General features: G+C 74.1%; 8 protein-coding genes. 2 read left to right on the top strand and 6 right to left on the bottom strand.

Features of this window, described 5'->3' with window-relative positions; genetic code table 11:
- Window positions 1–90 precede the first annotated feature (90 nt).
- Both ACFQ2V_RS17965 and ACFQ2V_RS17960 read left to right on the top strand, forming a co-directional pair.
- Window positions 91–447 (top strand): hypothetical protein, encoded by a 357-nt coding sequence (locus ACFQ2V_RS17965; protein ID WP_386054250.1) that lies wholly within the window; start codon window positions 91–93, stop codon window positions 445–447.
- A gap of 257 nt (window positions 448–704) precedes the next feature.
- Window positions 705–3,314, top strand: a complete 2,610-nt coding sequence (locus tag ACFQ2V_RS17960; protein WP_386054248.1) for a WD40/YVTN/BNR-like repeat-containing protein — start codon at window positions 705–707, stop codon at window positions 3,312–3,314.
- A 252-nt stretch (window positions 3,315–3,566) separates the two neighbouring features.
- Here ACFQ2V_RS17960 and ACFQ2V_RS17955 read toward each other — a convergent pair whose 3' ends face one another.
- The 6 genes from ACFQ2V_RS17955 to ACFQ2V_RS17930 form a co-directional block, all read right to left on the bottom strand.
- Window positions 3,567–4,736: a VWA domain-containing protein gene (locus ACFQ2V_RS17955; RefSeq protein ID WP_386054247.1), complete on the bottom strand. Its 1,170-nt coding sequence runs from the start codon at window positions 4,734–4,736 to the stop codon at window positions 3,567–3,569.
- A complete protein-coding gene (locus ACFQ2V_RS17950) occupies window positions 4,733–6,967 on the bottom strand; it encodes a DUF5682 family protein (protein WP_386054246.1) in 2,235 nt (744 codons plus the stop codon). Before ACFQ2V_RS17950 ends, ACFQ2V_RS17955 begins: the two co-directional genes overlap by 4 nt.
- A gap of 17 nt (window positions 6,968–6,984) precedes the next feature.
- Window positions 6,985–8,082: an ATP-binding protein gene (locus ACFQ2V_RS17945; RefSeq protein WP_386054244.1), complete on the bottom strand. Its 1,098-nt coding sequence runs from the start codon at window positions 8,080–8,082 to the stop codon at window positions 6,985–6,987.
- On the bottom strand, window positions 8,079–9,623 hold the full coding sequence (locus ACFQ2V_RS17940) for a DUF5691 domain-containing protein (protein ID WP_386054243.1): 1,545 nt from the start codon (window positions 9,621–9,623) through the stop codon (window positions 8,079–8,081). The genes ACFQ2V_RS17945 and ACFQ2V_RS17940 overlap by 4 nt, the downstream gene beginning before the upstream one ends.
- Window positions 9,620–10,936 (bottom strand): SWIM zinc finger family protein, encoded by a 1,317-nt coding sequence (locus ACFQ2V_RS17935; RefSeq protein ID WP_386054242.1) that lies wholly within the window; start codon window positions 10,934–10,936, stop codon window positions 9,620–9,622. Before ACFQ2V_RS17935 ends, ACFQ2V_RS17940 begins: the two co-directional genes overlap by 4 nt.
- Before the next feature lie 65 nt (window positions 10,937–11,001).
- Window positions 11,002–12,264: an MFS transporter gene (locus ACFQ2V_RS17930; protein ID WP_386054240.1), complete on the bottom strand. Its 1,263-nt coding sequence runs from the start codon at window positions 12,262–12,264 to the stop codon at window positions 11,002–11,004.
- Window positions 12,265–12,305: the final 41 nt, after the last annotated feature.

The raw sequence follows: 12,305 nt of genomic DNA, 5'->3' as shown, positions 1-12,305 counted from the left end.
TCTCGACTGCCCACATCTGCCACACTGCGCCGGCCGGACAGACGGCCACAGGGGCGGGTCCGGTGGACCCGGGAGAACAGGGGACCGACCATGCTCGGACGCACCATCGCCGCCACGCTGCTCACAGCCTTCGCCCTCACCGGCTGCACGGAGACCGTGCGGACCGCTTCGCCACCGAGCCGCGCCGAGGTGCTCTGGAAGCAGCGCACCGAGCACGTCGGCGAGAACTCGCGCGTCATCCGGCTGACCCGTGAGGCCGGCTTCGCGCCGGCCGGCACCTACACGATCTCGCTCCGGACCGCGGCGCGGCTGTACGCCGTCACCATCGCCCTCGAGTCCTACTCCCTCACCGCCGCCCAGGCGACCGTGCAGCTCGGCTACGACGTCAAGACCCTGGGCCGCGACCAGCAGAGGCTGACGGCCTACGTCGGCACCCTCGACGACTGACCCTCCTACCGGGAGGGGAGTGCGTGGCCGTCCGCGTGCTCGCCCGAACCCGGCTGGTTCGTGCCGCCACCCCGGGCTGTCCCCGCACTCAGGGAACTCACATCTTCGCGGGGCTCTTCGGGTCGCTGCTCAGGTCTACTGTGCGAGCCAATCCCGTGACGACAGCCGAGGACCGGCTGCCACGGGACTCGCATGTTCAGAAGACTGCGACGACTCGTGCGCCGGACCACGGCGCCTTGGCAGGGAGGGTTCCAGCAATGATGCTCACTCCAAAGGTCCCGACGAAGGGACGCGGTCTGCGTCGGGGCGCGCTGTGCGTTGTCGCCGGCGCTGCTCTCGCGATCACGCCCCTCCTCGCGCTCCCCGGCTATGCCAGCACCAGCGCGGGCGGGGGAGGCGGTGGCCGGTTCCTGGACGCTGGGGACGAGGCCGCCGAGCTGATGACCTCGCAGGCCGAGTTCGCGCAGGCGCGCTCTGCGCCCACCGGGCTCGTCGCGCCCGGCGCGTATGCGGCGGCCTACAGCCAGCTCTCCTCCCTCCCGGCAGCCCCGTCGTCGTGGGCCTCGATCACCAACGTTCCGTACAACTCCGACGACCCCCGCTACCGCGACCCGAGCGCCTCGAACAGCAGCGGCGGCGCCGGCTACGTGAGCGGCCGGGTCCAGGCGCTCGCCGTGGACGCCCACTGCGTCTTCGCCGGTGGCGCGGCCGGGGGCGTCAAGCGCTCGTGCGACAACGGCACCACGTGGACGCCGATCGCCGACGCCCTGCCCACCCAGTCGATCGGCAGCATGTCCATCGCGCCCGACGGTGCCCTGTGGGTGGCGACGGGTGACGGCACGACCGGCTCGTCGACGTACGTCGGCGCCGGTGTCTTCCGGCTCGCGTCGCCCGACAGCGCCACCTTCACCGCCGCGTCCAAGGTCGGCGGCACCGAGCTGGACAGCCAGGTCATCCGCCGGATCCTCGTCGACGCGGCCAACGGTCGAGTCTTCGTCGCCGCCTCTCGTGGGCTCTACGTGCACTCCCTCACCGGGCCCGCGACCACCGCCTGGAGCCGGACGCTCGCGCCCTGCGCCCAGGGGATGCTCTCGTGCACCGACGTCAACGCCAGCTACCGCGACATCGCCAACGACGTCGCCGTGCAGCCCGGCACCGGTGGCCAGGTCATCCTCGCGAACGTCGCGTGGCGCAGCGGCGCGGCCTACAACGGCTTCTACCTCAGCCGCGACGGCGGCACGACGTGGGCGAAGGTCAACCCGTCCGGAGCGATCAACCCCAAGGACGTCGGCAACGCCACCATGCAGTACTCCGCGGACGGCTCGAAGCTCTACGTGGTCCTCGAGTCGCCGGCGGCCCTGGTCGCCGGCGCAGCGAGCGCGCTGTCCGGTGTCTACGTGTCCGCCACCGGTGCGGCCGCGGGCCCCTACAACCAGATCGCCAACCCGAGCACGCTGGCCCAGAGCGGCTCGGCCGAGCGCAAGCAGCGGATCGGCAAGGGCTACGCGCCGGGCGTGCAGTCCTGGTACAACCAGTTCATCGGCGTGGACCCCGCGAACGCCAAGCACGTCTACGTGGGGCTCGAAGAGGTCTACGAGTCCTGGGACGGAGGCGCGAGCTGGAAGACCATCGGGCGCTACTGGGACTTCGGCTTCTCCTGCTGGTCCAACGTCGACGCCGACAACACGTGTGACGGCAACGTCCTCCACTCCGACCAGCACACGATCGCCTTCGGTTCCGGGTCGAGCGCGGGCCAGGTGTACGTCGGCAACGACGGCGGCCTCTACCAGCGGGCGGTGTCGCCGACGGCCTCGTCCTGGCGGTCGCTGTCCCGGTCCGGTCAGCTCGACATGCTGCAGTACTACTCGGTCGGCGTCGGCAAGGACGTCGCCCACCCCGGCCAGGTGCAGGTGTGGGGTGGACTCCAGGACAACGGCGTCTCCCTGCTCGACCCGGCCAACGACGGCGTGATGGTCTCGCCCTACGGAGGTGACGGCGGCCAGCAGCTGGTCGACCCGAACAACGGCTGCCGAACGGTCGGCGAGTACGTCGACCTGACGCTGCAGATGACGACCAGCTGCGGTGTCGCGGACGGCAGCCCGGCCTCCGACAGCTCCATCGTCACCATCGCGCCGGCCGATCCGCTGCCTCGCTTCATCGCCCCCTTCAGCGCCGACCAGACCGACGCCGGCACCTGGGTCGCCGGCGGCGAGTACGTCTGGACCAACACCAAGACCTGGGCCAGCACGAGCGGTGCCGACTGGACCAAGGCCGCGGACACCGGCGGCGGACACTCCATCACCGCTCTGGCCAGCCGCAACCACGTGGTGTGGGCAGGCTGGTGCGGGTCGTGCAACCCCGGCTCGAGCTTCGCTCGTGGGCTGATGACGAATGCCAACGGCAGCTACCAGCAGGTGGCCACGCCGGCGGGCGTCCCCCTGCGGATGGTCACCGGCGTGACGCCGGACCCGGCCGACCCGCACAGCTCGTACGTGGTGTTCGGCGGCTACTCCCGCAACTGGGTCGACGGGCCGGGCAGCGACCTTGCCGGTTCGGGCCACCTGTGGAAGGTCACCCTCACCGGTGGCACCGACTCCACCGGTGAGGCCACGGCGGTCTGGACCGACGTCAGCGGCAACCTGCCGGACGTCCCCGGCGACAACCTGCTGATCACCTCGAACGGTCGGGTCGTCATGGCCACCGACCTCGGGGTCGTCGAGACCACACTGAAGTCGCTGCGCACCGGCGCCCCCCAGTGGTCGCGTGACGCCGTCCCGGCCACCATCGCCACCCAGGTCCTGGAGGGACCGGACGGCAAGCTCTACGTCGCGACGTTCGGGCGTGGGATCTACCGCACCACGTCCTGATCGACGACGTGACCACTGTGGCGTGCGGGTGGGCGTCGGGCTCTCGGCCCGCCTCACCCGCACGCCGCGGTCGTGCGGCTGAGCTCGACGTCGCGCCGCCACGGTGCGGCTTCGGGCTCGCCGGGTGCGCCGTCCCGCCAGAGGTGGGGCCTTCCGCGAGAAGTGTCCGCTGCGCGGCCCACTCCTGCAGGAAGCGCGCACCCCCGCGGGCAGCGCGCACCTGCGCGGGAAGCGCGCTCCCGGGGCAGGGCCTCAGGGGGCCGGGTCGGGCTCGTGGGTCGTGACGATGTCGTTGGCGGCGGCCCAGGCGGTGATGTCGCGCTTCTCGATCGCCGTCGCCATGAGGTCGGGAAAGCGGTCGGGCGTGCACGCGAACGCCGGCACCCCGACCGCAGCCAGCGCCGCGGCGTGGTCGGCGTCGAAGCTCGGCCGCCCCGAGTCGCTGAGTGCGAGGAGCGCGACCATCGTGGCGCCGGACGCGACGACGGAGGAGGCGCGGCGCACCATCTCCTCGGCGATGCCACCCTCGTAGAGGTCGCTGATGAGCACGAGGATCGTGTCGGCGGGCTGCTCGATGAGGCTCTCGCAGTACGCGAGCGCCTGGTTGATGTCGGTGCCACCGCCCAGTTGCACGCCGAAGAGCACGTCGACGGGGTCGTCCAGCTCGTCGGTGAGGTCGACGACTGCGGTGTCGAAGACGACGAGCTTCGTCTCGACCGACCGCAGCGAGGCGAGCACGGCGCCGAAGACGCTGGAGTAGACGACGGACTCGGCCATCGAGCCGGACTGGTCGACGCACAGGATGATCCGCCGCTCGACCCGGTGGGCGCGGCGCGCGTAGCCGACGAGCCGCTCGGGCACGACCGTGCGGTGCTCCGGCTGGTAGTGCTTGAGATTGGCCGCGACGGTGCGGTTCCAGTCGATGTCGGAGTGCCGCGGCCGACGCGTGCGCGCGGCCCGGTTGAGCGCACCCGTGATCGCTTGCACCGTCTCGGCCCTCAGGCGCTCCTCGAGCTCGTCGGTGACGACGCGCACGACCGCCCGGGCCGTGGCGCGCGACCGCTCTGGGATGACGTGGTTCAGCCCGACGAGCGTCGAGACGAGGTTGACGTCGGGCTGCACCGCCTCCATGAGCTCGGGCTCGAGGAGCAGCTGCGTGAGCCCCAGCCGGTCCATCGCGTCGGCCTGCATCACCTGCACGACCGAGGACGGGAAGTAGCCGCGGATGTCGCCGAGCCACCGGGCCACCTTCGGCGCCGATGCGCCGAGCCCGCTGCGGCGCTCGCCGTCGTAGAGGTCGCGCAGCGCCTCGTCGCGCTTGCGGTCGTCGGCGTCCAGCGTCGCCGCCTCGCCGATGCCGTCGGACTGCTCGCCGCCGAGCACGAGCCGCCACCGCGTGAGCCGGTCGCGTTCCTCGCTCACGACGCCACCTCCAGACCGAGCAGCCGGGCGACGGCCGCGATCGCCGGGGCGGCCCGGTCGAGGTCGATGTCCGTCGTCGTCACCGAGGAGGTACGCGTGCCGCTCGCGAGGTCGCGCAGGTGTCCTCCGATGAGGCGGCGTTCGGCGGGCTGGTAGCGCGCGAAGGTGCGTCGCACGAGGGGCAGGAGGTCCTCGAACGCCTCCTCCGACGCCCCGACGAGCCACTCGTCGATGATCGAGAGGAGGTCGTCGCCGTGCACCAGCAGGAGGGCCTCGCCGGTGAGGAACCCGTCGAGCCAGGCCGCCGCGGCGGGCGCAGGCGTGCCCGGCGAGAGGCGCCGGCTCAGCCGCGCGGCCGCGTCGGCGTGCTCGAGGAGCCCGCCGTCGAGCAACAGGCGGTTGACCCGGCCCGACACGGCTCCGTGGATCACCTCGTCGCGCCCGACGGTGAGCAGCGCCTCGTGCCAGGGGTCACGCAGGTCGTCACGGTCGACGAGGGCGATGCCGCGGTGGGCCGCTTCGACGGCGGTGCGCATGCGGGCCGCGCTGTCGTCGTCGAGGCTCGCGCAGGCGGCGCGCAGGCCGACCGACGCGCGCACGACGACGGTCTGGAGCACGTGGGTCACATCGGCGACGTCGACGCCGCGCACGTCGCCGTAGCGGCAGGTGCGGGCGAGGGGTTCGACCGTCTCGAGGAGGGCCTGGGTGTCGTGCTGCCGCGCGGTGCGGTCGGCGAGGGCCGCGACGACGGCCCGCAGGCCGTCGGGCAGGTCGGCGAGCAGGCACTGCTCGATGAGACTGCCGAGCACTCCGAGGTCGGACGCCTGCTCGGCCTCCTCCGCGACCTTCGACTCGGCTGCGCTGCGCACCGTGGTGCCGTGCAGGCTCGCCTCGATGACGGCGACGGCGAGCTCGGGCGTCCATTCGAGCTCCCACGCCTCCTTGAAGGTGCCGGTCGAGCGCCCCGCGTCGACCTGGCTCCCCCAGTGGACGTCGAGGATCGCGAGCCGGTGGAGCAGCACCGAGCGGGCGAGCTGCGACTCTCGCCGCAGGTCGAGCTGGACGACGGCCGAGGTCGCAGAGACCTTGAGCCGCAAGGACTTCTGCAGCCTGGCGAGGTCACTGGCGAGCGGCACCATCGGCGTCGAGGCGGGCACGCGGCCCAGATCCTCGCCGATGACGAGGGTGCGGTCGATGAGCCGCAGCGGCAGGTCGGCGCCCTCGGTCAGCACGGCCCTGGCGGCGTCGGTGAGCTCGCTCAGACCGACCGACGGGCGCCCCCGCACGGCGGCCAGGGCGCCGGCGAGGCGCGTCGCCTCCACGACGGATGCCGTCGACGCGTCGAGGTTCTCGCCGCGCAGGGCCCGCGCCACCCGCACGAACCACGACGGCACGACTTCGGCGTCGGGCGTGACGAAGAGGTGCTGGTACCACCCCGGCGAGCGGACCCCGGCGCCGTAGCCACTGGCGTACGAGAGCCGCCCGGAGCTCCACGGCGCCCACGTCGCGGCGACCTTGGTCCTGGGCAGCTTGCTGAGCAACGCGTTGTCGCGGCTCGCCGGCGGGAACGACCCGGGGTCCAGTGCGGGCGCGTGGTAGGCGCCGCAGACGAAGGCCACGCGCTGGCGACCCGCTTTGAGCTCCGCGCGGATCACCTTGCGCATGAACGCTTCTCGACGGTCGTCGTCGTCGACGTCGAGATCGCCACGCACGCCCTGCATCGCCTCGCGCAGGTGGGCGAAGTGCATGAGCGACGACGTGCGTCGGTGCTCGATGGCGTCCTCCCACCAGCGCTCGGGGTCGTCGTAGCCCGCCGCGGACGCCAAGGCCGTGATGGGGTCGGGCCGCTCGCCGCGGTGGCGCCGGGGGCGGCGCTCGCTGTCGCCCGCGCCCTCGGGTGCGTCGGCGAGGAAGTGGGTCGCGGGGAGGTCGGCGAACCGGACGTCGACTCCGTGCTCGAGCGCCCACCGGAGCGCCACCCACTCGGGCGAGAACACGGCGAAGGGGTAGAACGCCGCACGCCGCGGCTGGTCGACGGCGTAGACGAGGCCGGCGACGGGAGGCACGAGGTCGGGGTCGCCCGCCAGCGGGATGAGGGCATCGAGCTCGGGCGGCCCCTCGATGAGGACGACGTCGGGCTGCAGCTCGTCGAGCGCCCGCTCCACCGACCGGGCCGACCCGGGGCCGTGGTGGCGCACGCCGAGCACCTCGACGCGCGGCTCCGGTGTCACTGGGGCAGGGGACACCGTCAGCCCAGCTCGCGGCAGGCGCGGTAGAGGTCGGTCCACTCGGGGCGGTCCTTGACGACCGTCTCGAGGTACTCCTGCCAGACGATGCGGTCCTGCACGGGGTCCTTGACGACGGCCCCGACGAGTCCGGCTGCGACGTCGTCGGCCCGCACGACGCCGTCACCGAAGTGCGCCGCGAGCGACAGGCCGTTGGTCATCACCGAGATCGCCTCGGCCGTGGACAGTGTCGCCGACGGTGACTTCACGGTCGTGCGCTGGTCTGCGGTCACGCCCGAGCGCAGCTCGCGGAAGACCGTGACGACGCGCTCGATCTCGGCGAGCGACTCGAGGCCGGCGGGCAGCTCGAGCGAGCGGCCGAGGGAGTCGACGCGGGTGCGGACGATCTCGACCTCCTGCTCGAGGGAGTCGGGCAGCGGCAGCACGAGCGTGTTGAAGCGTCGCTTGAGGGCCGACGACAGGTCGTTGACGCCCTTGTCGCGGTTGTTGGCCGTCGCGATGACGTTGAAGCCCTGCCGCGCCTGCACCTGGGTGTCGAGCTCGGGGACCGGCAGCGTCTTCTCCGAGAGGATCGTGATGAGGGCGTCCTGCACGTCGGCGGGGATGCGGGTCAGCTCCTCGATGCGGACGAGGGCACCGGTCTCCATGGCGCGCATGACCGGGCTCGGCACGAGGGCCGCCCGGGTGGGGCCCTCGGCGAGCAGCCGGGCGTAGTTCCAGCCGTAGCGCAGCGACTCCTCGGGCGTGCCGGCCGTGCCCTGGACGACGAGGGTCGAGGCTCCGCTGATCGCCGCCGCGAGGTGCTCCCCGACCCACGTCTTCGCGGTGCCGGGCACGCCGAGCAGGAGCAGTGCCCGGTCGGTCGCCAGCGACGCGACGGCGACCTCCATGAGCCGGCGTGAACCGAGGTACTTCGGCGTGATCTCGGTGCCGTCGTCGAGCGTGCCGCCGAGCAGGTAGGTCGTGACGGCCCAGGGGGAGAGCCGCCAGCGGGGTGGGCGCGGGCGGTCGTCGCCGGCCGCGAGCGCGGCCAGCTCGGCGGCATACGCGTCCTCGGCATGGGCCCGGAGAACGGTTGCAGACGTGGGGGACTCGCTCATGAGAAGGCCTCGTTGATCGTTCGCTTGACGGAGTGGAACTGGAGGACGTTGCGCAGGTTGGTCGAGAGGGTCTGGTCGGCGCCGGCCTCGGCGACCCAGCGCTCGAGGGGGTCGAGCGCCGCAGGGTGCAGACCGGCGAGCAGGTGCGGCATGGTCGCGAGGACCATGGCCGAGCCGACCTTGGAGGCACGCAGCCGCGACAGGAGAGCGACGCTGAAGTCGGGCGACCAGGGCGCATCGACCGCGCCGACGACGGCGCCGAGCTCGTGCACGCGGTCGGTCGTCGCGTCGACGCGCCGGAGCGCCACCCGTTCACGCGTGTCACGCGGCAGGGCCGGCACGAGCGTGGCGTCCCAGCCGCGCTCGAGGAGCGCTGCCGCCCACACCGGGTCGCGGCGAGCGCGAACGGCTCGGCGTATGCCGGCCAGCACGTCGGGCTGCTGCGCGTCGGCCAGTCGCCCCACCGCCGCCGAGGGCTCGGCACCGGTCAGCTCGGACCACACCTCGAGCGGAGCCCCGGCGCTCAGCTGCTCGAGCCACCAGCCTCGGGCCGACCGGCGCGGGGGCGGCTTGCCGAGACCGTCGCGCACGCCGGCCGGGTCGGGCTCGCCGGGCAGGGTGACGTCGACCCCGCGGCCGAGCAGCCCGGTGCGCTGCACGAGGGGTCGCAGGCGCTCGGCCATGCGGGCTGCTCGCCGTGACCCCGGGAGCGCGTCGAGCAGCTCGGCCGCGACCTCGCGCACCGTGCCGGCCCGGTCGTCCAGGGCCACCTCGAGCAGCGCCTCGTCGTCGGCGTCGAGGCCGACGCGCAGGGTCTCGAGATGGGACCGGCGGTCGCGCGCGGAGTCCGTGGGCCACGTCGCCTCGACGAGCGCCCGCGCCCGAGCCGGGTCGAGCGCCCGAGCCGTGGCCAGCAATGCGACGCGGTCGGCCGACGGCAGCCGCGCCCAGTCGCCGGCCTCCGGAATCGTGCCCGAAGTCCTCGACTCCGTGCGCGCCTCTGCCCCGGGCGTCGCCTCGGCGACCCACGCCCACTCCTCACGCAAGGCGGCGAGCCACCTGCCGCGTTCGCCGAGAACGGCCGCGGTCGGCCGGCGCAGCTCGCGCGTCGCGGTCGCCATGCCGAGCAGGAGTGGCAGCACGGCCGGGGGCACGCGGCACCCGGCGTCGTCGGCGGCCCGGAGCCAGTGCACGAGCAGCCCCACGCGCTGGGCGGCGCCGGCCGGCGGCTGGGTCAGCACGAGCTCGAGCAGCTGGACGGCCCGGCGGGGAGCGACCGGTCGGGTGTCGTCGGGGGCGGCGTCGGGTGGCGCTGCGTGGTCGAGCCGGCGCCCGGCCCGCAGCGCCGCACCACCGAGCGCGGCCGCGTCGAGCAGCGCCTCCTCGCGCGGCCCGGGCACCTCGCGCGGACGCACCGCCGCCGGCCCGAGGTCGGGCAGGTCGGGAACGCCCCGCCGGGCCGTGCCGAGCAGCGCGGCGTTGCCGACCTCGCGCCACCAGATGTCGACGTCGGTGATCCGACGGGTCACGGCATCGGTCACAGGCCCAGCACCTCGCCGTCGACGACGACCGTCAGCGGCCGCAGGCGGGACTCCTCGAGCTCGCCGAAGAGCTGCGTGGGCCGGCCGCCCGTCACCGCCAGCAGTGACCACACGTCGGCGTCGTCGGCGAGGGCGACACTGGCGCCGTCGGCGTCGACGACCCGGTCGAGCCCGATCCGCGCGTCGGCCAGCACCACCGGGCAGCGCCGCGCCCAGGGGTTGAGTCCCCAGGCGGACGCGGCGGACGAGCGCGCGTGCTCGAGGGACGCGCCGGACGGCATACGCACGTCGTCGTCGGCGGCCACGGGCTCGTCGACGAAGAGCGCGCGGCGCACGGCCGCCCCCGGGTAGCGGGCGAGCGTCGCGTCGAGGCACGACCCGACGACGCGCGCGACCGGCAGCACCTGTCCGCCGGCCGCGAAGTCGAGGACCTGCACGGTCTCACCGGTGCTCGCGCCGCGCAGCCAGGTGCGCTGCTGCTGGAGCCGCCCGTCGTCGGTGCGGTGGGCGCCGAGCACGAGCCACCGGTCGGTGACCGCGTCGGCGCGACGCACCGACTCGGTGCTCACCGACCAGCCGAGGTAGGCACGGAGGTCGCCGAGCTGGTCGTCGCCGAGCGACTCGCGGGCCGCCCACGCCCGCGTGGCGGTCCACCAGCGGCCGAGTGCGACGAGCAGCCGCTCGGCCCAGTCGGGTCGGCCGCTCACGGCCCCGCCCACCGACCGCACGTCGTCGGCGAGCCCCGGCAGCTGCGCGTCGACGAGTCGGGCCGCGGTGCCGTCCCACCACGCGTACGACTGGTGCCGCGCGGTCGCCGTGCCGCTGCGCGCGAGGTCGGTGAGCCAGCGGGCGAAGTCGTCCATGCCGCCGTCCATGAGGGCGAGACGCTCCTCGAGGCGCTTCGCCGCGGCGGCGGGGTCGGACGTACGCGTGGGGCGGGCCGCGTCGTCCGCGGCCTTCGCGCCCGCCCGCGCCGACCGCTCGGCCGCCCACTCCTGCGCGAAGCCGGCCGCCTCGGCGACGTCGGCGACCGATCCTGAGCCGTCGACCCAGAGCAGCAGCAGGGCGAGACCGTGCTTGCACGGGAACTTGCGGCTCGGGCACGAGCATCGGAACGCCGGGCCGGTGAGGTCGACGCTCACCTGGTAGGGCGTCCTGCCCGACCCCTGGCACTTGCCCCAGACGAGCACGTCGGTCGACCCCGTGTCGGACCACGGGCCGGGCCGCGCGAGCCTGCGGGCAGCCGCGAGCGAGGAGGCATCGGGGGCCAGGGCGGCCACCTGCGCTGCGGTCCAACGAGTCGATCGGGTCATGACTGGCACATCATGACGCACGCCTCCCACGGCAGGGGGCGGACCGGGCGGATGCCGGCACGGCCCTACTCGCTCGCCGACCCGTCGAAGGCGCCGAGCCGCGTTCGCATCCCGCGGACACCCTGCCGTGCGCCCCGGTGCGAACGCGGCCGTGGCAGGGTCGCCAGGGCGACGACGAGCGCGACGGCCGCGAGGGCGACGACGGACGCCACGACCGAGCCCCAGCCCCGGTCCGACCACGCATAGCCGAGCACCCAGCCCACGAGGGCAGACCCGCTGTAGTACGCGACGTTGTAGAGGGCGGTCGCCTGGGCGCGGCCGGTCGACGCGCGGGCACCGACCCAGGCCGACGCCGTGGCGTGCGCGGCGAAGAAGCCCGCGGTGAGCACGAGCAGGCCGAGCACGACCACGGCCAGCGAGCCGGCGAGCGTGAGCGCCGCCCCTGCCGCCATGGTCAGCGTGCCGCCGACGAGCACCCGGCGCCGCCCGAGGCGCGGCACCAGGCGACCGGTCAGGCGCGAGCTGGCGGTCCCGGCGGCATACGCGGCGAAGATCAGGGACCCGACGGTGGCCGGGAGCGCGAACTCGGGCCCCTCGAGCCGGAACGCGAGGTAGTTGTAAACGGCCACGAAGCCGCCCATGAGCAGGGCGCCCTGCAGGTAGAGGCCGACGAGGGCCGGGTCGCGCAGGCTCGTGCGCATGCCGTCCACGACCGTCCGCGCGGTCGCCCCGGCGGGGCGGTAGCCCCGGGGGCGGGGCATGAGCCGCAGGAAGACGGCGGAGGCGGCGGCACAGACAACGGCGACGGTGAGCAGCGCCGGACGCCAGCCCACGAGGCCGGCCAGCGGCCCGGCGACGAGGCGTCCGGCGGCGCCACCGATCGTGGTGCCGGAGATGTAGGCCGCGGCGGCGGCCGCTGTGTGGCGGGCGTGCACCTCGTCGTGGAGGTAGGTGACGGCGAGGGCCGGCAGCCCCCCGAGCGCCATGCCCTCGACGAGCCGGAGGGCCAGGAGCACCTCGATGTTCGGCGCCAGCGCGACGAGCACCCCGAGGGCGGTGGAGGCGACGATCGCGACCTGCATGGCCCGAAGCCGGCCGACCCGGTCGGCGACCCACGACCAGGGCAGCACCGCGAGTGCGACGCCGAGCGTGGCGACCGAGACGGAGAGGGCGGCGTCGGCCGGGGCTACCCCGAGGCCCCGGGCCAGCGTCGGCAGCAGTCCCTGCGGCGAGTAGAGCTGCGCGAAGGTGGCGATACCGGCAGCCCCGAGCCCCGCGAGGATGCGCCGGTACTCGCGGCTCTCGGGCAGGTGGCCGTCCCAGGACATGGAGTCGACGCTAGGCCGCGTCGACCCAGAGCACCAATGCA

This window comes from Terrabacter terrigena (assembly GCF_042676085.1).
GTDB classification, from domain to species: Bacteria; Actinomycetota; Actinomycetes; order Actinomycetales; family Dermatophilaceae; genus Terrabacter; species Terrabacter terrigena.
The sequence above is the reverse complement of the archived record's forward strand: the minus strand, read 5'-3'. Positions and strand labels throughout refer to the sequence as shown.

Coding starts and splice junctions, on each gene's coding strand:
- ACFQ2V_RS17965 (WP_386054250.1), top strand. CDS start 91: ATGCTCGGACGCACCATCGCCGCCACGCTGCTCACAGCCTTCGCCCTC.
- ACFQ2V_RS17960 (WP_386054248.1), top strand. CDS start 705: ATGATGCTCACTCCAAAGGTCCCGACGAAGGGACGCGGTCTGCGTCGG.
- ACFQ2V_RS17935 (WP_386054242.1), bottom strand. CDS start 10,936: ATGACCCGATCGACTCGTTGGACCGCAGCGCAGGTGGCCGCCCTGGCC.
- ACFQ2V_RS17930 (WP_386054240.1), bottom strand. CDS start 12,264: ATGTCCTGGGACGGCCACCTGCCCGAGAGCCGCGAGTACCGGCGCATC.
- ACFQ2V_RS17945 (WP_386054244.1), bottom strand. CDS start 8,082: ATGAGCGAGTCCCCCACGTCTGCAACCGTTCTCCGGGCCCATGCCGAG.